General features: G+C 64.5%; 18 protein-coding genes and 1 pseudogene. 10 read left to right on the top strand and 9 right to left on the bottom strand.

Going from position 1 to position 23,565, the window contains the following annotated elements:
• Nucleotide 1 precedes the first annotated feature (1 nt).
• Both ACVWWN_RS32060 and ACVWWN_RS32055 read right to left on the bottom strand, forming a co-directional pair.
• Complete coding sequence (locus ACVWWN_RS32060) at nucleotides 2–769, bottom strand: IclR family transcriptional regulator (protein WP_457147453.1); 768 nt, start codon at nucleotides 767–769, stop codon at nucleotides 2–4.
• Nucleotides 766–1,806, bottom strand: coding sequence for a sugar kinase (locus tag ACVWWN_RS32055; RefSeq protein WP_457147452.1), 1,041 nt, complete (start codon nucleotides 1,804–1,806; stop codon nucleotides 766–768). The genes ACVWWN_RS32060 and ACVWWN_RS32055 overlap by 4 nt, the downstream gene beginning before the upstream one ends.
• 114 nt (nucleotides 1,807–1,920) lie before the next feature.
• Here ACVWWN_RS32055 and ACVWWN_RS32050 point away from each other — a divergent pair, with 114 nt between their 5' ends.
• From ACVWWN_RS32050 to ACVWWN_RS32035, 4 genes are read left to right on the top strand one after another with little or no spacing between them, the layout of a single operon-like run.
• Complete coding sequence (locus tag ACVWWN_RS32050; RefSeq protein WP_457147451.1) at nucleotides 1,921–3,222, top strand: alanine racemase; 1,302 nt, start codon at nucleotides 1,921–1,923, stop codon at nucleotides 3,220–3,222.
• A 22-nt stretch (nucleotides 3,223–3,244) separates the two neighbouring features.
• Nucleotides 3,245–4,858: an N-acyl-D-amino-acid deacylase family protein gene (locus ACVWWN_RS32045; RefSeq protein ID WP_457147450.1), complete on the top strand. Its 1,614-nt coding sequence runs from the start codon at nucleotides 3,245–3,247 to the stop codon at nucleotides 4,856–4,858.
• Nucleotides 4,855–5,484 (top strand): bifunctional 4-hydroxy-2-oxoglutarate aldolase/2-dehydro-3-deoxy-phosphogluconate aldolase, encoded by a 630-nt coding sequence (locus ACVWWN_RS32040; protein WP_457147449.1) that lies wholly within the window; start codon nucleotides 4,855–4,857, stop codon nucleotides 5,482–5,484. The genes ACVWWN_RS32045 and ACVWWN_RS32040 overlap by 4 nt, the downstream gene beginning before the upstream one ends.
• 24 nt (nucleotides 5,485–5,508) lie before the next feature.
• Entirely contained in the window at nucleotides 5,509–6,981 is a 1,473-nt protein-coding gene (locus tag ACVWWN_RS32035) for a GntP family permease (RefSeq protein WP_457147448.1), read from the top strand.
• 128 nt (nucleotides 6,982–7,109) lie between these two features.
• Here ACVWWN_RS32035 and ACVWWN_RS32030 read toward each other — a convergent pair.
• The 6 genes and pseudogenes from ACVWWN_RS32030 to ACVWWN_RS32005 form a co-directional block, all read right to left on the bottom strand.
• Nucleotides 7,110–7,235: pseudogene (locus ACVWWN_RS32030) on the bottom strand (Ku protein); the annotation flags it as partial.
• A gap of 100 nt (nucleotides 7,236–7,335) precedes the next feature.
• Nucleotides 7,336–12,846: an ATP-binding protein gene (locus ACVWWN_RS32025; RefSeq protein ID WP_457147447.1), complete on the bottom strand. Its 5,511-nt coding sequence runs from the start codon at nucleotides 12,844–12,846 to the stop codon at nucleotides 7,336–7,338.
• Between the two features lie 4 nt (nucleotides 12,847–12,850).
• Entirely contained in the window at nucleotides 12,851–14,803 is a 1,953-nt protein-coding gene (locus tag ACVWWN_RS32020) for a 3-oxoacyl-ACP synthase III family protein (RefSeq protein ID WP_457147446.1), read from the bottom strand.
• A gap of 74 nt (nucleotides 14,804–14,877) precedes the next feature.
• On the bottom strand, nucleotides 14,878–15,723 hold the full coding sequence (gene fabG, locus ACVWWN_RS32015; RefSeq protein WP_457147445.1) for a 3-oxoacyl-ACP reductase FabG: 846 nt from the start codon (nucleotides 15,721–15,723) through the stop codon (nucleotides 14,878–14,880).
• Between the two features lie 210 nt (nucleotides 15,724–15,933).
• Nucleotides 15,934–16,959, bottom strand: a complete 1,026-nt coding sequence (locus ACVWWN_RS32010; protein WP_457147444.1) for an MBL fold metallo-hydrolase — start codon at nucleotides 16,957–16,959, stop codon at nucleotides 15,934–15,936.
• Nucleotides 16,960–16,966: 7 nt separating this feature from the next.
• Nucleotides 16,967–17,242, bottom strand: coding sequence for a dodecin domain-containing protein (locus tag ACVWWN_RS32005; protein WP_457147443.1), 276 nt, complete (start codon nucleotides 17,240–17,242; stop codon nucleotides 16,967–16,969).
• Nucleotides 17,243–17,356: 114 nt separating this feature from the next.
• Between ACVWWN_RS32005 and ACVWWN_RS32000 the strand changes: the two genes are divergently transcribed.
• The 6 genes from ACVWWN_RS32000 (at nucleotide 17,357) to ACVWWN_RS31975 (ending at nucleotide 21,891) form a co-directional block, all read left to right on the top strand.
• Entirely contained in the window at nucleotides 17,357–18,586 is a 1,230-nt protein-coding gene (locus ACVWWN_RS32000; RefSeq protein ID WP_457147442.1) for a serine hydrolase domain-containing protein, read from the top strand.
• A gap of 156 nt (nucleotides 18,587–18,742) precedes the next feature.
• Nucleotides 18,743–19,012, top strand: coding sequence for a hypothetical protein (locus ACVWWN_RS31995; RefSeq protein WP_457147441.1), 270 nt, complete (start codon nucleotides 18,743–18,745; stop codon nucleotides 19,010–19,012).
• An 80-nt stretch (nucleotides 19,013–19,092) separates the two neighbouring features.
• Nucleotides 19,093–19,875, top strand: coding sequence for an IclR family transcriptional regulator (locus tag ACVWWN_RS31990; RefSeq protein WP_457147440.1), 783 nt, complete (start codon nucleotides 19,093–19,095; stop codon nucleotides 19,873–19,875).
• Between the two features lie 102 nt (nucleotides 19,876–19,977).
• Entirely contained in the window at nucleotides 19,978–20,961 is a 984-nt protein-coding gene (locus tag ACVWWN_RS31985; RefSeq protein WP_457147439.1) for a magnesium transporter CorA family protein, read from the top strand.
• A gap of 63 nt (nucleotides 20,962–21,024) precedes the next feature.
• A complete protein-coding gene (locus ACVWWN_RS31980) occupies nucleotides 21,025–21,417 on the top strand; it encodes a helix-turn-helix domain-containing protein (protein WP_457147438.1) in 393 nt (130 codons plus the stop codon).
• Between the two features lie 186 nt (nucleotides 21,418–21,603).
• Entirely contained in the window at nucleotides 21,604–21,891 is a 288-nt protein-coding gene (locus ACVWWN_RS31975) for a hypothetical protein (protein ID WP_457147437.1), read from the top strand.
• 463 nt (nucleotides 21,892–22,354) lie between these two features.
• On the opposite strand, the gene ACVWWN_RS31970 is transcribed toward ACVWWN_RS31975, so the two are convergent.
• On the bottom strand, nucleotides 22,355–23,182 hold the full coding sequence (locus tag ACVWWN_RS31970) for an IclR family transcriptional regulator (RefSeq protein ID WP_457147436.1): 828 nt from the start codon (nucleotides 23,180–23,182) through the stop codon (nucleotides 22,355–22,357).
• Nucleotides 23,183–23,565 lie beyond the last annotated feature (383 nt).

Raw genomic sequence — 23,565 nt, 5'->3', positions numbered from 1 at the left:
GTCATATTTCTGACAGATTGTCCCGGTGGGGGTCCCAGCCGAGTTCGTCGGAAATCGCCTCCGCGGCAGCGCGAACCTGCGGCAGGGTGGCCAGTACCTGTTCGTGGTTGAGGAGCATGTCGGGCACCGACATCGATACCGCGGCGGCCACGGTGCCGGTGCCGTCACGGATCGGCACCGCAATACAGTTCACGAAGCTCTCGTGTTCCTCATGGTCCTCGGCGTAGCCCTGCGCGGCAACCAGTTCCACCTCGGCGAGATAGCGTTCGGGAGAGTCGATGGTGCGCTCGGTGAACTTGGTGTACACGATCTGTTCGGCGATCCGCCGCCACTCCGACCGGGGCCGGCCGGCTACCAGAACCTTGCCGACGGCGGTGCAGTGCAGAGGAGCGGGACGGCCCACCCGCGAGTACATCCGCACGCTCTGGGTCGCGTCCAACTTGTCGATGTAGACGGCCTCGGGTGTCTCGTAGACCGCGAGGTGGATGGTTTGGCCGGTGCCGGCGTTCAGCGCGCTCAGGTGTGGGCGCGCCAGGGTCCGCACATCGCGCTGCTCGAGCGCTCGGTTAGACAGCTCGAACAACCGCGAAGCCAGCAGATAACGGTGATCGGCGTCATGCCGGACGAAGCGCTCGGACTCCATCGTGCGAAGTAACCGCAACACCGTTGACTTGTGCACGTCGAGTTGTGCCGCAAGCTGTTCCAGCGACTTCGGGCCTTCACCGAGGGCGCCCAGGATCGTGAGTGCGCGAGACAGCGACTGGCTCATGCGATTCGCTTCGCAAGCTCGCTCGCGACCTCCAGGCGCGTCCATTCGGCCACGCCGACCGCGAGTAGTTCCTCGAGCCGGTGCAGCGGTGGCAGGTGGGCGATGTCGCCATGACCCGTCAATGCCGCTGCGGCGCAGAGATGACCGAGCCGAATTCGTTCCTCGTGCCCAAGCCCGTGCAGAAGTCCGGCCAGGAAGCCGCCGGCAAAGGCATCACCTGCGCCGATCTTCTCGACGACAGTCAGATGTAAGGCAGGCACATCGACTCGCTCCGCTCCGTGGAAACCGGTTACGGTGTGCGCGTCGTTCTTGACGATCAGGTGCTCGGGTTGGGGGAACAGCGCCCGCAGTGCCGTGGGGTCGTGGGTGCCGAAGACGGCGAGTGACTCGTCGGCACCCATGAAAACGATGTCGCTACCGCGGGTAGCCCGCCCCAGCACCTCGGCTGCTTCCACCGCCCTGCCAGCCCACAGCGCAGGCCGGTAGTTCAGATCGAAGCTGACTAGGCGACCGCGCCTGGGCATCGAGACCAGCGAGTCGGTCAGCTGTGTTGCCGATCGTGACAGTGCGGGGGTGATTCCGGTGACGTGTACCAGTGCCGATCCGTCGAGCCACCGCACAGCCGTCGGCGTTGCGAGGTCGGCCGGCGAGAACGCGCTCGCCGCGGATCCACTGCGGAAGTAGAGCATGCGACTCTCGCCCACGGCCAAGTCGCCGGCTGCACCCGAACCGCCGCCGCGTTCCTTGACGTAGAGGCCGGTGGGCCGCACGGGGTCGGTGACCACGGTGGACACATCGACGCCCCGCTCGTCGAGATGCCGGACCAGATAACGGCCGAATCCGTCATCGCCCACCCGGGAGATCCATCCGGCCGCGATGTCCAACTGGGCGAGAACCGTCGCGACGTTGGCCTCCGCGCCGCCGGCGGTGCGCTCGAAAGACTCGGAATCCTCTAGTGGTCCCGGCTCTGCCACCAGCACCGCGAGCCCTTCCCCAATCGTGACCGCCCGGGGGCGCAGCGCTGTCGGCGAAGTCACATCGGGCTCCTCAAGTGCTTGCGGTCACAGATTCTCTGATGCAGAATAACTGCCATCGCACATAAGGCGCAACAAACGTTGCAAATTACGCAACGCCTGCGGGAGGAGCCGGCCGTGATCGACCACGTAGCCGTTGCCGCGCTCGAGGACCTCGTCCTGGGCCCGCAACACAAGGGGCTTCCCGCGGCGGCGTGGGGCAGCACGGTTCGCGAATTCCTGCGCACCGGGCCGTCCCTGGATCAGATGTCCACGCCCCTGCTGACGGTGGATCGCGCCGCGGTGGAATCGAACGTGACGGTGATGGCGGACTGGGCGGACTCGGCGGGCGTACTGCTGGCCCCACACGGGAAGACGACGATGGCACCGCAGGTGTGGGCAAAGCAACTGAATGCCGGCGCCTGGGGCATCACGTTGGCCACACCATGGCAGGTGCAGCTGGCCCGGTCGTTCGGAGTCGACCGGATCATGCTCGCCAATTCGATCGTGGACCCCTCTGCATTGACCTGGCTGGCCGCGGAGTTGGACCGCGATCCTTCGTTCGACTTCTTCAGCTGGGTGGACAGCGTCCAGACCGTCGAGCTGATGGATCACCTACTCGCCCCACGGCCGAGTGAACGGCCCGTCAAGGTACTGGTGGAACTCGGTGCTCCGCACGGACGCACCGGGGCGCGGACGCTCGAGTCGGCACGGGCCGTCGCCGCGGCGGTGCACCACTCGGCGCGGCTCACGTTGGCGGGCGTCGGCGGTTACGAGGGGGCACTCAGCCACGATCGCAGGCCCGCCGGCCTCGACACCGTCCGAGGCTATCTTGACCAACTCGGCCGGTTGCACCGCCAGCTCGCCGACGACGGACGTTACGGCACTGCGGCTTTGATCACCGCCGGTGGCAGCGCCTACCCGGACCTCGTGATCGAGCAGTTGGCGCATCTGGCCGACGAACGGGGCGAGCACGGTTTGCCCACGTCGGTCGTGCTTCGGTCGGGTGCGTACGCGATTCATGACGACGGTTTCTACGCCGGCATCTCGCCACTGAGTCCCGGCCGGACCGACCGCCCGCTGCGGTCGGCGATGCACGGGTGGGCACGCACCGTTTCTCGACCCGAAGCGGAACTGGCCCTGCTCGACGCCGGCAAGCGTGACCTACCGTTCGACGAAGGGCTGCCGATACCTCAGCGCATAGCGGGTGCCGGTAGCGCAACACTCGATCACTCCGCCGAGATCACTGCGCTCAACGACCAGCACGCGTTTCTTCGTCTACCCGCGCGCGGCGCCGATGACATTCCCGTCGGCACCGTCGTCCGGTTGGGGCTGTCACATCCATGCACGGCATTCGACAAGTGGCGGTTGATCCCGATGATCGACAACGCCGATGCGGTACAACCCCGCATCGTCGACCTCATTCACACGTTCTTCTAGCTTCTAGGCGGCGCGAAAACTCATGACCGACTTGCTTATCCGAGACGTCGATGTGATCGACGGCACCGGATCGGACCGATACCGGGCGGACGTCGTGGTACACGACGGCCGGATCGCGGATATCGTCGGCCCCCGAACAATCGCGGGAGCGGACCGAATCATCGAACCGAGTCCGGGCGTCGTGTTGTCGCCGGGATTCATCGATCTGCACGCCCATTCCGATTTGCGGCTGCTCACCGACCCCGGCCACTTCCCGAAGATCAGTCAAGGCGTGACCACCGAGGTCATCGGCCAGGACGGAATCGCCTACGCGCCGATCGACGACGCCGCGCTGGCCGTGGTCCGCCGCCAGATCGCCGGCTGGAACGGCAATCCGACGGACCTGGACTTCTCGTGGCGGAGTGTCGCAGAGTATCTCGATCGGCTCGATGAGGGAATCACGCCCAATGCCGCGTACCTGGTGCCCCAAGGCACACTGCGACTTCTCGCGGTCGGTGCCGATCAACGCCCCGCCACGCCCGCCGAGATCCGGCACATGCAAGAACTTCTCGCGCAGGCCCTCCGCGAGGGTGCCGTCGGCATGTCCAGCGGATTGACCTACACGCCCGGCATGTACGCGGACACCGCAGAGCTCGCGGCGCTGTGCGAGGTCGTCGCCGAGATCGGCGGCTTCTACGCCCCGCACACCCGGTCGTACGGAGCGGGTGCGCTGGAGGCATACGCGGAGATGATCGAACTCGCGCGCGGCACCGGCTGCCCCCTGCACCTGACCCACGCGACGATGAACTTCAGCGTCAACCGCGGACGCGCACAAGAGTTTCTGGAGATGGTCGACGCCGGCATCTCCGACGGATGCGATATCACGCTCGATACGTACCCCTATCTGCCCGGCTCGACCACACTGTCCGCTCTGCTGCCGAGCTGGGCGATGTCCGGCGGACCGGATGCGGCGCTGGAGCGCATCCAGGATCCCGACGTCCGCACGCGAATCACCGAAGACGTCAACGTAAACGGCTCCGACGGGTGTCACGGCGTGACCGTCGAATGGGACACCATCCAGATCAGCGGCGTGGCCAACAGCGAGCTTGACGAATATGTCGGAAGCACGATCCAGGCGATCGCCGCAGGCCGTAATGTTCCCCCGGTCGAGGTCTTCTTCGAGCTGCTCGGGCGTGACCAGTTGGCCACCACCATCCTGCAGCATGTCGGGCACGAAGAGAATGTCCGCGCAATCATGGTGCACCCCAAACACATGGGTGGCAGCGACGCCATTCTGGTCGGTGCCAGACCGCATCCGAGGGCATGGGGCACCTTTCCGCGGTATCTGGGCCATTACGTCCGTGAGGTCGGCCTGTTGAGCCTGGAAGACTGCGTCAACCATCTGACCGGGCGTGCCGCAGAACGGCTTCGGCTCGCCGACCGCGGGATCGTGCGGGTCGGCTATGCCGCGGATCTCGTGCTCTTCGACCCCGCGGTCGTCACCGACACCGCCACGTTCGAGAACCCGAAGCAGCAGGCGCGCGGAATCAGCCATGTCCTGGTGAACGGCGAGTGCGCGATCGACAACGGCGAGCCCACCGGACGACTCGCCGGCCGCACACTGCGGATGAACCCGTCAAGGAATCAGACCATATGAGTACGTCTGTCTCGGCCGCCATGGCGACCATCCTGCAAGACCGGGCACTGGCCGTTGTTCGCGCCACGGAGATCCCCGATCCCGTGGCACTGTCGAATACTCTTGCGCGGGCCGGCATTCGCGCTGTCGAGCTGACGTTCACCACACCGGGCGTCCTCGACTACCTGAACGCCGCCGCGTCCTCGGATGCGGTGCTGGGGATGGGCACCGTGTGCACCGCGGATCAGGCCAAGGCAGCCATCGCTGCGGGCGCGCAATTCCTCGTCACGCCCGGGGTCCGGCCAGAGGTCGCGAAAGCCGCTTCAGACAGCAATATTCCGGTGATCATGGGTGCCCTCACGCCCACCGAGATCCTCGTCGCGCTCGATCTGGGCGCCGCTGCGGTGAAGATCTTTCCGGCCGGCGCCTTCAGTCCACGGTACTTCAAGGACCTACGGGGGCCGTTTCCCGAGGTGTCGCTGATCCCCTCCGGCGGGGTCAATGCAGGCAATGCCGCCGAATTCCTCGCACACGGCGCCGTCGCGGTCACGGCGGGAACCGACGTCGTTCCACCACAGGCCGTCGGATCCGGCGACTGGACCGATATCGCCTCTCGCGCTGCCGTGTTCGTGCAATTACTGAGCTAGTCCACACCACCGAAAGGCCCTGCTATGAGTTCCACGATCGACTGGCTCAGAACGTCGACGCCAGGACTGCTGATTCTCTGCGGACTCGCGATCGCGATCCTGCTGTTCGCCATCATCAAGGTCAAGCTGGAACCGTTCATCGCGCTGCTCCTCACCGGCCTCGGACTTGCGCTGGCCGCCGGATTACCCGTGAAGGACATCGTCGGCACCGCGATCAAGAGCGGCGATTCGATACTGGAGACCGGTTTCGGGTCCATCCTCGGACACATCGCGGTGATCATCGGACTCGGAACCGTCCTGGGCGCCATCCTCGAACGGTCGGGCGGCGCCGACGTCTTGATGACCAAGCTGCTCGGGATATTCGGCGAACGCGGCGCGCCGGTCGCGATGGGCCTGCTCGGTCTGATCTTCGGCATCCCGGTATTCTTCGACATCGGAATCTTCGTGCTGGCGCCGCTGGTCTATGTGGCCGCCAAGCGCGGCGGCAAGTCGCTGGTGCTCTACGCGATGCCGATGGTTGCGGGCCTTTCGATGACCCATGCGTTCCTGCCGCCGCACCCTGGACCGGTTGCCCTCGGGGGCCTGCTGGAGATCAGCCTGGGGTGGCTGATTCTGATGGGATTCGTTTGCGGTATACCAGGTTTCATTGCTGCGGGAATCCTGTGGGGCACTTACATCGGCAGGCGGATGATGGTCGAGGTGCCGCCCGAGTTCATCGTCGAGGAGAACCGGGACGCCGACGGCGCAGGTGGGACGCCCACCGGCGGGGGCGTCGGCACCGTGAAGGAGACGGCGGCCAAGACGGACCAGGCTGTCAAGACCAGTCCACCGTCGGTTGGTCTCATCGCGGCGATCATCGCCATACCCCTGGTTCTGATACTCGGGGCGACGTTCGGCACCCAGCTCCTCGATGAGGGACCGTTGCTCTCGGTGCTCACCTTCCTCGGTACACCCGCAGTTGCGCTGCTCATCGCCGTGCTGGTCGCCTTCTATGTGCTCGGTGTCCGTCGCGGCGCGAGCGTGCAGGAGCTCAGCGTCCTCACCGGCGAGTCCTTGCGTCCCGTCGGCATGCTGTTGTTGGTCGTCGGTGCCGGTGCGTTCTTCGGCAAGGTCATCTCCGCCACCGGAATTGGCACCGCCCTGGCCGACACGATGTCCGCGGCTGGTCTGCCGGTGATCGTCTTGGCCTACATCATCAGCTGTGGGCTGCGCATCGCACAGGGCTCGGCGACCGTCGCCATCGTCACCACCGGTGGCATCGTGGCTCCACTGGTCACCGGGGGCGATTACTCCCAGATGGCGGTGGCCCTGATCGCGATGGCGATCGCGGCCGGTTCGATCATCCTCAGTCACGTCAATGACGGCGGCTTCTGGATCATCTCGAAATTCTTCAACCTGTCGGTGAAGCAGACGCTGCAAACGTGGACGGTGCTGGAGACGGTGCTGTCGGTGGTGAGCTTCGCGGTGGCGGCGGGGTTGTTCGCAGTCTTCGGCTGACGGCAGCTCGGCGGTGGAGGCCGATCTGATCACGCGCCACGATCATCTCGGAAACATTCGTGATCACCCAACGCGGACTGATGTATGCCGCCGGGTTGAGCGAGTCGCGCCCGGCGCTGGATTACCTATCTCTTCGGCGGACCTTCTCGGCGGGGCATCTCTCCGTCGGTGTCCTCGCGCCCGGAGCGCCGCGCCTTCACACTGGCTTCGAGCTTGGCGAGCAGGAGCATCAGATCCACGGTTTCGTCGAGCTCGTGCCACGATTCGGGAGCGCAGCGCTTCCGCACGGTGTGCGGGCTGCGGCGGATCGCGAGGCATTGACGGCCAGCGTGTGAAGGCGTCGGTCTTCAACCCTTAAATGGGGTCGGTGGTTAATGCGTTCAGTGTTCGGGTTATCCCGCGCTCGAGGGCGGCGATGATGCTGGGGCGTAGTTCTGCCGCCGGAATGATTGAGTGGACTGAACCGACCTGGCGGGCCCGTTCCACGTTGTGGACGGCTTCAAATTCTGCTGCTACCTCGCCGAGCTTGTCCGAGCGTACCGTGGTGCGGGTGGCGGCGAGCTTTACTTGCAGGCGGGCGCTTGTGGCGTCGTCCGTGCATGCGGCGAGCTGGGCTTCGAGGTCGCGCACTGCTGGGTCTGCGGCGGTACGTTTGTTCACGTCTCGGGTGAACACCACTGCGGCTGCGGGTGCGCCACCGATGACTGAGGAGAACGATCCCTCGATGGCGAGTACTTCCATGTTCTCGTTGAGCGCTTGGGAGAACACCACGAACGCGCCGCCGTGATAGCGCGAGACCACGACGAACACGATCGGTCCGTCGAAGTTGACGATGGCCCGGCCGATTTCGGCGCCGTACTCGAGTTGGATGTTGCGCAGCGACTCGGGTGAACCGTCGAAGCCTGACAGGTTTGCCAGCACTACGAGGGGTCGGCTTTTGCTTGCGGCGTTGATCGCGCGCGCGGTCTTTTTTGAGGATTGCGGGAACAGGGTGCCTGAAGTCCATTGGTCGGGCCCGTCGGCGGGGACCCAACCCTTGCGCGGGATGACTCGCGACTCGATGCCGATGACGGACACCGGAATGCCGGCGATGTGGGCGTCGAACACCACGGAGGTGTCGGCGTCGGCCATGTCGGCCCACCGCTCCAGTGCTGGATGGTCTTGGTCGATGACCGCACGCATGACCGTGCGAATGTCGAACGGTTTCTTGCGGTCTTTGTTGGTGCTGGCCGAGAAGATGTCGCCGACGGTGGTGAAGTCGCTGCAGGGATGGTCGTGCGGGAAGGCGCGGACGTCGCGGTCGACCGGGTCGGATGTGTCGGCGCGGCGTGGGAAGCGTTCTCCGGCAGCGACATAGGCGTGGTCGTAGTGGGCGAACAGTATGTCGCAGGCGGCCTGAAGGTTCGGCGCCCAGTACTGGGCCTGCCCGTTGGGTCCCATCACGCGGTCATAGCCGCCGATGCCGAAGTTGTCCTCGGCCGAGACCCCGCCGGAGTAATCGAGGGATTGCTTGCCGGTGAGGACCATCGCGCTGTCGGGTGTCATCACCAGAATGCCTTTGGTGTGCATCGGCATCGTGGCTTCGGCATTCCAATACGGCTGCGCGCCGACGTTGATTCCGGCGACGATGACGTTGATCTCACCGCCGTTCTGGGTGAAGGTGATGATTCGCCGCAGCGCACGCGATACCCAGTCCATGTTCTCGGTGCCGCTGTCCATCGAAATGGTGGCGCCGGAGGACAAGGCGAACCACTCGACGGGCACCGACAGCTTCTCGGCGAGATCGAGCGCGGCAACCACCCGGGCGCATTCGGCTTCGGCCACCGTGCCCAGCGCTTTGGTCGGGTCACCGAACAACGCGACGCGTGTCATTCCCTCGGGGTGGCGCGGCGTTGGTCGCGACACCGTGCCGACGATGAGCCCGGCGGTGTTGCGTCCGTATGGACGGTCCACCGGTCCAAATTCACCCGATTCGTCGAGGTCATATTCGACGAACCGGCCTTCGGGGCCGGTGAGACCGGGGAGCAGTTCGTAGGGGTAGACCACGCCGCGAGCCTGGGAACGCTGCACCTTCTGCGCGTATCCGTCGAGCGGGCGCAACGGATCGGTCGGCGGCGCGGTCACATTCGCGACGATCCCGGCGCCGGGGCTGGAGGAGAAGCGGATCGCCACTCGCCGCGGCTGTGACGTCTCATCGTCGTTGATGCTGGCCAGGATGGTGATGTCTTCCAGTCCGGCGTTGACCGCCAGCGGTGCCAGGCGTTGGGCGATCGCGGGGAAACGGTTTGCGGGGATGTCGAGCACCGGCCATACGTAAAGCGCGACGCGGTTGTTGTCGAGCCGCTTGCTGCCGCGCTGGGCCTGCACCCGGCGTATGCCGTCCAGACACGCGGCCAGGGTGCGCTCGATGGCCGGGATCCCGATTATCTGGCCGGCTTCGTCTCGATGGGGGGTCACGTCACGAACCTCGGCCAGCGCGATGAGGCGCTCATCGGACGGATTCTCCTTGGCCGTCACGTGGAAGAGGTAGGTGCCTGCCGCGGCGGGCAACCGAGTGCCGTTGAAGTTCTTCAGCCGCCACAAATCCAGGCGTTGCCCGGTGAGCGGATGCATGTCGCGGATCGTCGGGTCCTCGGCCATGCCACCTTCTGGGGCCGGGCGGAATGTCACCTGATGCAGGTCGCGGCCGACCACCGTCACGCTCACCCGGCGCCAACCGGTCGCGCTGGGATGCTCGGCAAGAACATCGCGTAACTCAGCGGAGAGTCGGTCGCTGTCGGTGGGCGCGTTCGGCCAGGACAGATAGATGTCGGCAACCAGGTTGTCCCCCTTGGGTCCGGCGATCGCGTCGACGGCGCGCAGCGTTGCCGACAACCGCTCGCGATCGGTCACAGTGGAAACCAGATGCAGCCGCTGTCCGGCCAATTCGTAACTGCCGGTGACGAACTGGCCACCGGCCTGTTCGACGACCTGGACGTTTTCGAGCGCGCGGATCTCGTAGTACTGACGCGTGACGACCTCCAGCAGCGGGCCGGGATCAGAAATGCGTTGCGCCAGAAGATCGATCAACAGCGCCGGCGTCGCGACCAGGGCATCGATGCGCCCCGCGTAGTCCGGCGCGTCCGGATTGTCGGCGAGATACTGCAGGGCGTCGCGCACGCCGTCGTGAATCTGCTCGCGCGCCGTGCGGATCTGCGGCTCGTCGAACAAACGGAACCGCAGATTACGGGCGACGTCGCCGATAACCGGATAGCGCACCTGCGTCGCGATGATCAGGCGCTCCAGCACCTCACCGACCGCACTGGTCGAAGCCGGTGAGACGTCGTCGGCGCTAAGCCAGCGCCCCAGCAGCGCGGTGATCACCGCAACCTGGTTCTCCATCCGCTGCAACGCCAGGAACAGCCGGTAGACCGCGTCTTCCAACTCCGGTCCGGGGTCCAGCGCCTCGACGTCGTAATCACCCAACGCGCGCACGATCTTGATCCGAAACGACTCTGGCAGCCCCTCCACGTCGGCGTCGAGCGAATGCAGGAACGAATGGAAGTGCTCGCGGGGGCTGTGGACGCGCTCGTCGGTGTCCTCTTCGTCCAGAGTGGGCCGGTTGCGCGAAATCTCGCAGATATCGGCGAAGGTGTCCAGCAGTCCGAGTTCGGCCTGGACCAATTCCGGGTCATCGAAGGGCAGGCTGCCACGAAGGGCCTGATACTCGGCGAGCAGCAGGCGGGCGCGGTCCCCGCTCATGTCATAGCCCAGGATCGACGCGCGCAGTTCCCCCAGCCGCGCCAGAGCCTCAGCACGCGGGTTGGTGTCCTCGATTCTGGGCTGGCTACGGAACCGAACCCGGGGCGCGGCCTGAGCCGCCGCGCTCTCACCGGCCTGATCGAAGCGCAGCAATGCCGCACCCGCATCGACCTGATTGTTGACCGTAGCCAAGATCTCACGAACGCGTCCCGCGGCCGGTGCCCGCAGCGCGGTTTCCATCTTCATGCTCTCCAAGACCACCAGCGTGGCACCGGCCTCAACGTCATCGCCCACCGCCACCGGCATGGCCACCACCACCGCCGGAGACCCGGCACGCACCAGACCCGCCTCGTCCTGGCTGATCCGGTGGCTCACGCCGTCCACCTCAACCAGGAACCCGGTCGGGCCCGCGACCGCGACAAGGTGGAAACGCTGATCGCCAAGACTGAGGCGACTCTCGAATTCGCCGAGCCGTTCGACCTCCACGACAAGACCGCCGCCGTCACCGGCCACCCGGTAGGCGTGGGGACCGATCTGTCCGACGGTCAACTGGTAGGCCTGACCCTGATAGTTGAGCTCAACCTTCTGGCCGATGGCATGGCTGGCCCGCGGTCGACCACCCCGTGCCGAGGCCAAGAAACCGCCACGTTCGCGGCTCTCCTCGGCTTCATAGGCCTCGACCGCGGCCGCGATGAGCGCGATGTCGGCCACCGGCGTCGGCCCGCTCGCCGTCCCAGCACCGGTGCGGTCCAGCCAGCCGGTGTCGGCCGAGGCAGAAATGACCTCATCGCGGTCGAGGAGCTCAACCAGGAACGACTTGTTGGTCGTGCCGCCGTCGATGACCACAGTGGTCTCGCGCAGGGCGGTGCGCAGCCGCGCCATCGCTTCGTTCCGGTCGCGACCCCAGGCGATGATCTTGGCCACCATCGAGTCATAATCAGGGGGAATCACATCACCTTGCGCAACGCCCGTATCCACCCGAATACCCGAACCGAGCGGGAACTTCAACAGCCGCACCGTGCCCGGGGCCGGCGCAAACCCGTTATCAGCATCCTCGGCGTTGAGCCGGGCCTCCACCGCATGGCCGAACTCAGCCGGACACTCCCCGACCAGCGAACCGCCGCCAGCGACGAAGATCTGCAGCTTGACCAGATCAATACCCGTGGTCACTTCGGTGATCGGATGCTCAACCTGCAACCGGGTATTGACCTCGAGGAACGTGAAGGATTTCTGATCCGGCTGGTACAGATATTCCACCGTGCCAGCACCACGGTATCCAGCAGTGCGGACCAGTTCAGCCGACACCCTACGCAGCTGATCGGCCTGCTCCCTGGTCAACAGCGGAGAGGCCGACTCCTCGATCACCTTCTGGTTCCGGCGTTGAATAGAGCAGTCACGCACTCCAGGAGCCCACACATTGCCGTAGTTGTCGGCGATGACCTGAACCTCGACATGGCGGGCATCGGTGACCAGGCGCTCGAGGAACACCACCGGGTCGCCGAACGAGCGCTCAGCCTCACCCTGCGTGCGCTCCAGCGCCACTTCGAGTTCCTCAGGGGAGAACACCTTACGGATGCCGCGCCCGCCGCCACCACTACGGGCCTTGACGATCAGCGGATAACCGATGCCCTCGGCATGCCGGCGGGCCTCCTCACAGGTCCCGACCGGGCCACCGCTCCACGGAGCCAGCGGAACACCCACCTTCTCAGCCAACAACTTGGCCTCGACCTTATCGCCCAACGTCCGCATCGCCGCAGGACCCGGCCCGATAAACGTAAGATTCAACCGCACACACAGCTCTGCGAACGCAATGTCTTCAGCAACAAAACCCCAACCCACCCACACCGCATCGGCCCTGGACTCCACCAGAACGCGCTCCAGCGCGCCGTGATCGAGATAAGCAATGCCCGCCGATACGCTGCGCAACATCACGCCTTCGTCAGCCTGACGGACAAACATCGCCCGACGCTCCGCCTCGGTATACAAAGCGATCGTCGATATACCGCAGCCATACTCGGCATTCAATTCACGCACCGCACGAATCAGGCGGACCGCAGCCTCACCCCGATTAACCACCGCGATACGGCGGGGGAACGTGATTGTCAACTCCTCGGCGCGAGACATTGGCTTATCCGAACGCAAGGGCCGCGTCGGACCCGGTGGTTATGGGGAGCGCTTCAGCATCGGTGGCCGACTCGCGAATCGGCTCCGCCTGATCGGCGGGCGCGACGACGGCAGGATCAATTCGCAGAATCGCATAGCCGGCAACCGCGCCAGCGCCGAACCCCGGGGCGAAGACCCGGCTGGGCGCGGTGATCACACCGTCGCGGACCGCGTCGTCGATCGCCAGCGGAATGCTCGCCGATGAGGCGTTGCCCACCCGTTCGATGTTGAAATACAGCTGATCTGCGGACAGACCGGCGGCCGTCGCGAGGTCGATCACCATGGTCTTGTTCGCCTGGTGCGGGACGATCAAGTCGATGCTGGCCAGAAGCGATTCTGCGACTCCATCCGGGTCGGGCAGGGCCCTGATGTCGTCAAGCATCTGCCTGAGATAGCGCCCGGCGAGGGCTTTCACCTCGGGGCCGAAGACGGTGACATTGTTGGCGAACGCGGGGTTGGGCCACAAGATCGAATTGACCTGGCTCACCGGACCGCTGGCATACGTCTGCATGTATTCGATATCCGGCGGTGCGCCGTCGGGTGCGACGCCGAGGACAATGGCGGAGGCGCCGTCGCCGAAGATCATCCGGGACGGCCGAACGTTCCCGATCTTGTCGGAGAACTTTTCCGCGCAGACCACAAGGACCGGCCGCTGCACCAATTGCAGCACTCTCGCGGCCTCGGCCAGCCCGTAGCTGAGGCCGGCACACGCGGCGACGAGGTCGAACGAACAGTGCGTCTGCTGGATGCCCAACGCGCCGGAAAGCCAGGTCGCAACCGACGGCAGCAGCCGAGAGCTGGTGCAGGTGCACACGATTACTGCCCCGATCTGGGCTGGACCCACCTCAGCGTGCGCCAGCGCCGAGCGGGCGGCTCGCAACGAGAGGTCCTCGAGGGTCTCCGACGTGTAACGACGCTGTTCGATACCCGTCTTGGCGACGATGTCGTCGGCGGACATGGGGGACCAGTTGTAGGCGCTGTTGCGGATGAGGTCCTCGTTGGTGCACACCAGATCGCCGTGCGCTGCGGCGATGGCCATGATGCGGAGTTGTACCGCCAGGTCATGGCGCACGTCGATCGCCGGGTACGGGCGAATCGGCTCGCAAACCGGGGGGGACGCCGGGTGGGCCTTCTTCGGGGCGGGCGCCGAAGCGATGCGGGACAGGAAATGTTGGACCTCGCTGTCTCGCGGATGAAACACCACCACGTAGTCGTCGTCGTGCAACTCTTCGACAGGGACCAGAGTGGCCTTGTCACGATCCCATGGGTACTGGTTGTGCAGGACCATCGACCAGCGGCGTAGCGCCTCCAGCTCGGCCACATCCTCATTGCAGTCGACGATCTCGGTGTAGCTGTACCGGCGGAAATCGGGGTCGTATTCAGAAAGCCGCAGAGTTTGATTACTGGGATCAGAGAGCAGATCGGCAACCGTGGGTACGACGGCCGACAGCTTCGTCGCGTGGTTCCGACGATGGCCGAACACATCGAAGAGGATCTCGAAGATGCTGTCCTCGACCTCGGCGTCCCACTGCGCCGCAAGACCGGGATAGGCGGATATCACCGCGGTCACCTTCGTTTCACGATCCTCCCACGGCGTCAGGATCGGTACGAAGACGTCGTCGCGGCTACGCGGCACATCGGACCACCGGGTGGGCTGGACGTCGTACATCGTTATTTTGAAACGATTGGCCCAGAACAGGTTCAGCGCCATATCGCGCATCAGCTCGAACTTGCTGTTGTAGGCGCCGGTCTTGATCCGCTCAAGGATGTCCGTCCCTGTGGGCGCCTTGGCGTCGAAGTCGCGCCGGACTACCGCATCTAGCTGCTCCAGGCTTTCGAAAGTGGAGAAGTCGAGATCAGGAAAACAATTCGACGGAAAGACGATTTTGCCATGCTTGTTGATTTCATAGGAATGCATTTGCGATCACCTGTTCGCTGCGAAGTATCGGAGTGTGAAGTAACGCGAGGCGACAGAGAGGCAACCGAAATATCTCACATGTCAAGACCGCCGTTCACCCCCCAAACCTGTCCGGTGATGTAGCTCGAGGCATCCGCAGCCAGGAAATGCACGACTCGTGCGACCTCCCACGGTTGGGCGAGCCGGCTCATGGGAATGCCGCCCTTGATTCGGTCGAGGATCTTCTCGGGGATGGACTCGACCATCTCCGTCGCCACGAACCCCGGAGTGACTGCGTTGACCGTGACGCCGATACCGTTGTCCGCCAGCTTGCCCGCGCGCCCCATCTGGAAACAGGCTTCGCGTGCCAGTGTCTTCGTCAGGCCGAACAGCCCGGCCTTGGAAGCCGCATAGTTCGCCTGACCTATCGCACCTGTCTCACCGATCACAGAGGAGACCATGACGATTCGGCCGCTGCCGCGCTCGAGCATGTGCGCCAACGCGGCCTGGGCAAGGAAGAACGCCCCGGACAGATTGACTCCGATGACCTTGTTCCATTCGTCTTCGGTCATCTTGGCCACCGTCTTGTCAATCGTGATGCCGGCGTTGTTGATCAGGATGTCCAGGCGGCCGTGCTGGTCGATGACCTCCTGGATTGTTCGCCGGCAGTCGTCCCCGCAGCCGACATCGCCCTGATGGACGCTGACCTCGGTGCCGTTACCGGCTGCCGACAACTCGGCGAGGAACTTCTGCGCCTGCTCAGTGTTCCTGCCATACCCAGCAGCTACCGTTGCGCCCTGACTGGCCAGGCTCTTACTGATCGCCGCACCGATTCCCCGGGTACCACCCGTCACGAAGGCAACGCGCCCGCGGAGCTTGTCTCCCCGACGCACCTCCGATCGCGATACGCCGGTGTCCTCAACCGCAGTCGTCGCCGTCATACTGGCCCCTTGTCCATGCTCACCCTGTAGAGGTCATTCTCATCGACAGAAACCTTCCCGAGCCATGGTTCCCGCTGGGCAAGATTGTGGGTACTGACCGCCCGTGCAGAGCGTGACGGTTCAAGCGTGTGGAACAGGTCGGCCCCGGAGAACAGTGCGCGCCACCCAGCGGCCGTCGCCGCGCCGATGACACCGGCCGACTGCGCCGACTCAGTCCGACGGCTCATCGGTCGAGTACCACTCGTACACTCCGTCCTCGCGAGTTCGTCGTTCAATCAGTCCCTGCCACCGCAGGTAGGCCAGATGTGCGAGCGTCTCAGCCATCGCCAGATTCCATTGAAACTTCAAGAGGGCCTTGGCGACCTGAACTTCGGCGATCTCTCGGACGGTGCAAGGGTGGCTGCGGATCATCGCATGGATGGCGTCGAGCCGCCGTTGCTTGTTGCGCATTATGGCGTCGACTCGGCGTCTGCCGTCGGCGAACGCGCGGCCGTGTCCCGGCATCACCAGCATCGGGCCGCGCTCGGCGACGAGCTTCAGGGATGCCAGATAGCTGCGGAGAGGATCCTTGTCGAATCCGCGCTCAAATGTGACAGGCGGAGTGACGGCCGGGAGCAAGTGGTCGCCCGAGAAGAGCAGCTTGTCAGTCGGTGACCACAGGCAGATATGGCCGAGTGAGTGGCCTGGAGTGTGGAGGACTTCCCACTGTCTAGTGCCGATAGAGAGGACCTCACCCCCGTTCAGTCGGGTGGAGGCTTCGACGACGGAATGGAGGTACGGCAGCCAGGCGACGAGGGTGTCGGCGAAGGCGGCCACCTCGTTCTTGCGCACACCGTGGTCACTGTAGGTATCGCGCTTTCGCGCCTGGGCGGTCTCAGGATGCCGGTACTTTTCGCAGTCCAGGTCTGTCATGGCGTGCATGAGCAGTTCCGCGCCGGTCAGTTCCATGAGTCTGCCGGCCATACCGTAATGGTCGATATGCGCGTGGGTGACGATGATGCGTGCGATGTCGTCGACCACGTAGCCTCGGGTGTGGAGCGCGTGACGCAGTACGGACAGCCCGTCGTCGGGCTCGCCGGGATGCCACATGCCGCAGTCCACCAGGGTCACGTCGTCGCCGTCTTCGATGATGTAGACGTTGACGCTTTCGATGTGGTTTATCCCGACGGGCATCGTGGCCAACCCGATGCCGTCGGGTTGGGTTTGGCCACGCAATTCCGGCGCGGTCGTCACCATGTTCGGTTCACTCGTGCATCCGTTCGAGGAGCGTGAACCAGATGGTGAGCTCCACGTCGAACACCGGGCCCGAGTCGGTGAAATCGCCGCTGATCTTGGTGACCTCGAACCGAGTGAACCCCTCAAGCGTGGTGTACGCGCGGTCTATCGCCTCATGGATGGATGCCTCGATCGTGGGCCCTGATCCGGCGATGTTGATGGACTTCCGCACCGCCATCGTGACTCCTGAGGGGTAATAGTCATTGGCTCCGTGGGTCCATGGTGTCTTGGTGTCGACGCCCATGCGGGTTCTTTCCCGCTGATCGGGAGACGGTTCGCGGGAAAACTCACCGGGCCGGTCGGCTCCTGCGGGGCAGCCGCGTTGACGGCGCGCTGACGGCACGTCGATGATGCCCCCATGGCCATGGAGTTGAAGGTGGACACGGAAGCGGCGGAAGTCGGGTTCGACGCCGGCCGGCTCGAGCGGATCGACCGACACTTTGCCCGGTACGTCGAGGAAGGTCAGCTGCCCGGCTGGCTGATCGCGGTCACCCGCCGCGGCAAGGTCGTCCACCTGTCGCGGTGTGGGCACGCCGACGTCGAGGCCGGGCGACCGGTCGAGGTCGACACCCTGTGGCGCCTTTTCTCGATGACCAAGCCGATCACCTCGGTCGCGGCGATGATGCTCTTCGAAGAGGGCGCCTTCGACCTCACCGATCCAATAGCCCGGTGGTTACCCGAATTCGCCGAACCACGGGTTTACGTCAAAGGCCCCGCCCTCAACCCGCTCACCGAGCCGGCGGTCGAGCCGATCCGATTGTGGCACCTGCTCACCCATACCTCGGGACTGACCTACGGGTTCCACCACGCACATGCTGTCGATGAGATGTACCGCGCCGCCGGGTTCGAATGGGGCACGCCCGCAGGCCTTGATCTGGCGGATTGCGTCGAGCGATGGGCGCAGTTGCCACTGGTATTCCAGCCGGGCAGCGAATGGAACTACTCGGTCTCGTCGGATGTGCTCGGCAGGTTGGTCGAAGTGGTGTCCGGGCAACCGCTCGATGAGTTCTTCCTGCAGCGGATCTTCTCGCCGCTCGGCATGGACGACACATCGTTCGGTGCCGACGGCGAGGATCTCGCTGCGCTGTACGTGCCGCAGCCACGCACACGAAAGGCGATCCGGCACGACGCGTTCGGCGCGGTCGGCCACGGCCGTCCGGCGTGCCTGTCGGGCGGCGGCGGCTTGGTGTCCACCGCGCCGGACTACCACCGGTTCACCCAACTCCTATTGCGCCGAGGCGAATTGGACGGAGTGAGGTTGCTGAGCCCCCGCAGCGTGGCGCTGATGACGAGCAACCACCTTCCCGGTGACGTGGATCTGGAGGCCTATGGGCGGCCGCTGTTCGCGGAGATGCCGTTCAACGGCTTCGGGTTCGGGCTCGGCTTCTCGGTGTTGAAGGATGCGGTGAAGGCCAAGACGTTGTCGAGTCCGGGCGAGTTCGCGTGGGGCGGGGCGGCCAGTACCGCCTTCTGGGTCGACCCGGCCGAGGAGCTGACGACGCTGTTCTTCACCCAACTGCTGCCCTCCAGTACCCATCCCATCCGCCAACACCTGCGCCAGCTCGTCTACCAGGCCCTCGTAGCCTGATCTGCTCGTTGCCGACCACTCGAAGCGAGTCAGTGGACATGACCGAGGACACAGTCGGCCGACGCCGTGATGGAACCGACAGCAATAAAATTCGCTACTCACGGGTTGCTGATATGGAACGCAGAGAGAATTTATCGTCCGGCCTGGAAGGTTCCGATGCTCACCGATATCGCGGCCGTGGTCATGTCGATTGCTGTCCTGGTCGCCTTGTGTTTGGCGCTGTACGGATGGTTCAGGCTGTCGATCAGCCGGTTCAACAGCGTGGCTGCCAAGGACGTACTGAGCGCGTGGGATGCCGAACTGGCGAGGTTGTCGGCGGAGGACCGTGAACGGCTGCGCGTGCAGCCGCCGGTCGAGGTGCTGGAAGCCCTCGTAGCCATGCCGTGCCAGCGGTCGCGTCGATTCCAGCTGAGTTACACCCGGTAGGCCCGGGCGATGACAAATAGCAACGGCGGCGGCCTGACGGTCGCTTGATCTATGTCGCATCCCGTCGACATACTCAACGGGTGAGTTCCACTGTGCGGAACACCTCATTACAGGACGACGACTCGTCGACGTCGGTGGTTCGCCGACTCGCGGCCGTGCTCAACGCGTTCCGTGCCCGAGACGTGTATCTGGGCGTCAACGAAATCGCCCGCCGTACCGAACTGCCGAAATCGACGGTGTCCCGACTGGTCAAGGAGATGCACGAAGAGGGCTTCCTCGAGCGCAAAGCCCAGAAAGTCGGGCTGGGGTTGCAGATGTTCGAGTGGGGAGAGCGCGCCTCTCGGCGGCGTTCAGTGCGCCAGGTGGCGCTGCCTTTCATGGCTGATCTGCGGGAAGCAACGCGCCAGACGATTCACCTTGCGGTGTTGGACGGCACCGAGGTGGTCTACGTCGAGATACTGCACCGTGAAGACGCTCCGCGTCTGCCGTCGAAGGTGGGCGGCCGGCTACCCGCTCACGCAACGGGCGTGGGGAAAGCGCTGCTGTCCGTTTCGGATCCGGATGTGATCGACCGAGCGATCGCCGCCGGACTCGTGGCCGTGGGACCCCGGACAATCCGGAACGCTGATGTCCTGAGGCAACAGCTTCGGCGGGCGGCAGTCAACGGGATCGCGTATGAACACGAGGAATCCGCCGCCGGGGTCGTGTGTGTCGCGAGCGCCATTCTTGATGCCGAAAACGTTCCTGTCGCTGCGATTTCGGCGTCGGGGTGGGCCGGGAAGGTCGACATCCGACGGGTCGCCCCAGCCGTCCACACCGCTGCGCTGAGTGTGTCCCGCGTTCTCGCGAGTCGCGATATCTGAGCCGCACGTTCATCCAGTGGATCGCATCGCCAATCGTGGAGGTATCCGGACTGAGACGTGCTAATACGAACCCGGGTGCAAGGGCGCATCCAGGAGGCCAGCATGCATGTCCGTTTCGTCACTCCTGCGGGAGTCGATTTGTATGACGTCGCGGACCTACGCACGCTGCTCGCGCGGACGGACGGGTTGGTCTGGGTCGACGTACCGGTGTGGGACGAGCTGGCCGAGCACACGTTGAGCACGGTTTTCGGGTTCCACCCGCTCGCGGTCCGGGACTCGGCAAATCGGAATCAGGTGCCCAAGATCCATCGCTACGACGACCATCTGTTCCTGGTGCTGCACGCACCGCAGCCCGGCGCCGGCGGCCATGTGCACTATGTCGAGCTCGACCAGTTCATCGGCGACCGGTACCTTGTCACCGTCCACGGCCCGCTCAACCCAGCGGTCGACCCGGCTGCGGCAATGGTCGAGGTGGACACGGTACTTTCGCGACTCTCAAGCGGCAAGCTCAAGCCGGACAAGGCATTCGAGCTATCCTATGCGTTGCTCACGGCATTGACCGGGCGCCTTCGCGCGTACACCGCGGAGTTGACCAAGGATGTCTGGGCGCTCGAGCAACGCGTCACCGGCGATCACTTCGGCGATCCGGAATCGTTTCTCGATGAGATGTTCCGGGCGCGGCACGGTCTGCTCACGGTCAGCACCATGTCCGCGCTGAGCCGCGAGGTGTACAGCCGGATGGTGACCATCACGGCCTGCGGCCCGGGCCACGGGCAATCGCTGCTCCTGGACGCTGTCGATCAGTTCCACCATCTGTCGGTGATGGCGGAAACGCAAAAGGCATACCTGCATGGAACGATCGAGTTCTATCAGGCGCGGACGAACACGAAGATGACCATCGCGGCCGAACGGCTCGCGGTGATCGCCGCAGTCACGCTGCCGATCACGGCACTGTCCTCGGTGCTGGGCATGAACCTGATCGTCAACGGTGAGACGCATTGGATCCTGCTCGCTATCACACTGGCCATCATGCTGGCCATGTCGACGACACTGCTGGTCTGGGCGAAGCGCAAGGGCTGGTTCTAGCGGCGAACGTGCGGGTGCGCTGGAGCGCAATAGCCGAATTGGGACATGAGCTAGTCTCACGACGTGGATCAAGACAGACCACAGAGTCTGCTGGGGGCGATCATCCGCGAACAGCGCGAGCTCGCGGCGTTGCCACTGCGTCAGCTGGCCAAGTCTGTCGGAATTTCCAACCCGTATCTCTCCCAGATCGAACGGGGATTGAGGGCACCCTCTGAGGCGGTGGTCGAGGCACTGGCCGCATCGCTGGATCTGTCGGTCGAAGAGCTCTACCGGCGCGCGGGTTATGTCGAGCCGGCGACCTCAACCGATGATCAAACCCACTCCGATCTCGCGGATGCGATCGCGGCGGCACCCGAACTCACGCCGGCCCAACGTCGGGCGATGGCGGAGATCCACCGAAGTTTCATCGACGCAAACCGGGTACGCAAGACATCGGGGAACCACGGCGCCGAATAGCGAGAATGAAACGCACGCAATGCATCTCGTGATAAGAGCGGGCCCGCCGGCCCTGGTCGCCGCCGAAAGTTTTCCCGAGTGCGGTATTCGTGAGCCGGATCACAAATAGCTGTGTTAGCAGGTTTCGTGCTAACGTAGCTAGCAGCCGGCCTGCAGAGGGCCATGGTACGAACAGGAGGAACGACAATGACCACAGCCACAGAATCAACCATCAAACCCCTCGACATTGATTTCGAGGCGGCCACCGAGCGGATTCGCGAACTGAATGAGAAGGTTTTCGCCGCGGCAAAGCAAACCGGGACCATCTCGCTCGATACGTACGAGCAGACGGTGAACAGCGTGCTGGATTTCGGCCAGAAGGTCGCCGACTCCACCAAGGTGGACTGGGTTTCGGCCCTCGCTAAGTCGCAGGCCGCGGTTATCACCGAGGTGACGAACGCCTACACGAAGGCCGCGCGCGACCTGCTGAAGTGATTCCATCGAACGTGCACCGGCACTTCCGGCGGCTCGAAGAGCATCTGTTCCGATTGCCGCCGGAAAGCCGCTGTTCGTCTATATTCCCCGAGGGTTGTCGCGTGCCGGCCAGTCTGCCCACGTTGATCGCCGGCCAGTTCGCTTGGGCGCCAATCGAAATATGGGCATCGATCGCTGCCGGTGCCTTGCCGTGTTGGCCGAGACGGCGCAGTGTCGCGGTGGTCTGAGCGGGGGTACATGTGGGCGCTTGCCGACTTGCTGTCGACTCCAGCCGAGTACATATCGCGTGAGTTGGTCGACGCTGGACACCTCGGCCCTTTCGTGGGAGCGCCGCACTGTCCGAGCACTGAACGCCGATCGCCGCACGCGTGCGGACGTGTGCTCAGCACGGCTCCTGAATCGGGAAAATTGCCGGACGAGAACATGTTCGGAGTTGAGTCGCGTTCACCTCGGTCGGGCGGCGCTAGTCCAGCGCGGGTTTCCAACTGCGGGCCGGGTGGTGTCCCGTTGCGTGAAACTCAGTCGCCAGTTGGCGCGAGAGACTACGACACGCAACGGATAGCGCGCCTGCGGCCGGCTTCAATTCGCTGCCCAGATCCCGGACGGCGAGTTCGATGGCGGCGGCGACGCGGCCTCCGCCGTAGAAGATCGGCATCGCAATGGCCGCTTTGCCGCATTCCAGTTCATTGCGCGAGGTAGCGACCTGCGTGAGCCTGATGACCGAGAGTTTCCGCCGCAGGACGTCGGGCGAGGTGATGGTATGGCGGGTGAGCGCGGGCAATCCCGCCGCGATGACATGGTCAACGACGCCTGGTGGAGAGAAGGCGAGCAGCGCCTTACCCGAGGCGGCGGCATGTGCGGGTACGACAGCGTGCAGAAGGCCCTCGGCGTGCACGCGTTCGGAGAACCGGTTGGTCCGCGGCTGCAATGTCAGCACCTCTGAGTCACGCAGAATGCCCAGCCGCACCTCGCTGCGGGTGGCCCTTGACACTTCGTGCAACACCGGCAGCGCCCGCATCACGATCTGCGTAGTCGAGCAGACGCCCGACTCGGAGTATTTGCTGGCGATCATTCGTAAAGGCAAGCCGATCCGATAACTGCGTTCCTCGGTGCGTTCGAGAAGACGCCAGGCGACCAATTCCGAGGCGAGGCGATGCGCGGTCGACGTCGGCAGCGCCGCGGAAGCGGCGATCTCGGTCAACGTGTGCACGTCACCATCGGCGAACACCATCAAAATCGCAGTGACCTTGTTGGTCACCGACCGTCCGGGATCGGTCGAGTTTCCCGCCATGCGGCACTCCTCATCTGTTACACAGAGGTTCCCAGTTAGCGGCGGTTCTAAGCGAGCGAAGTGTTCCGGAGAGCGGAACACAAGAGGGAAGGGGCTGAGGCATCGGCAGCTGGCGCGCTCGACTCGCCCCGTACATCTGGGTTCGCTCGCGAATCGCCAACGGTAGAGCGACGGATGCAAGTTCGATCATCGCCGTCGAGGCTCGACCATGATCAGACTGATGCTGCGTGCGCGCACGTAGACGGGAAAGACATGTCGGAATTCACCAAGACCCTGCAGGTGTTGCTTATTCCCCCCGAGCAGCACGAGGAGTTGGAGCGGCTCGCGGTCAGTCGCGGGCTTTCGACGTCGACGGTGGCGCGCGAGGCAATCCATCGTCTGGT

It is taken from the genome of Mycobacterium sp. URHB0021, from assembly GCF_054057895.1.
This window is presented reverse-complemented; position numbering and strand designations above follow the sequence as displayed.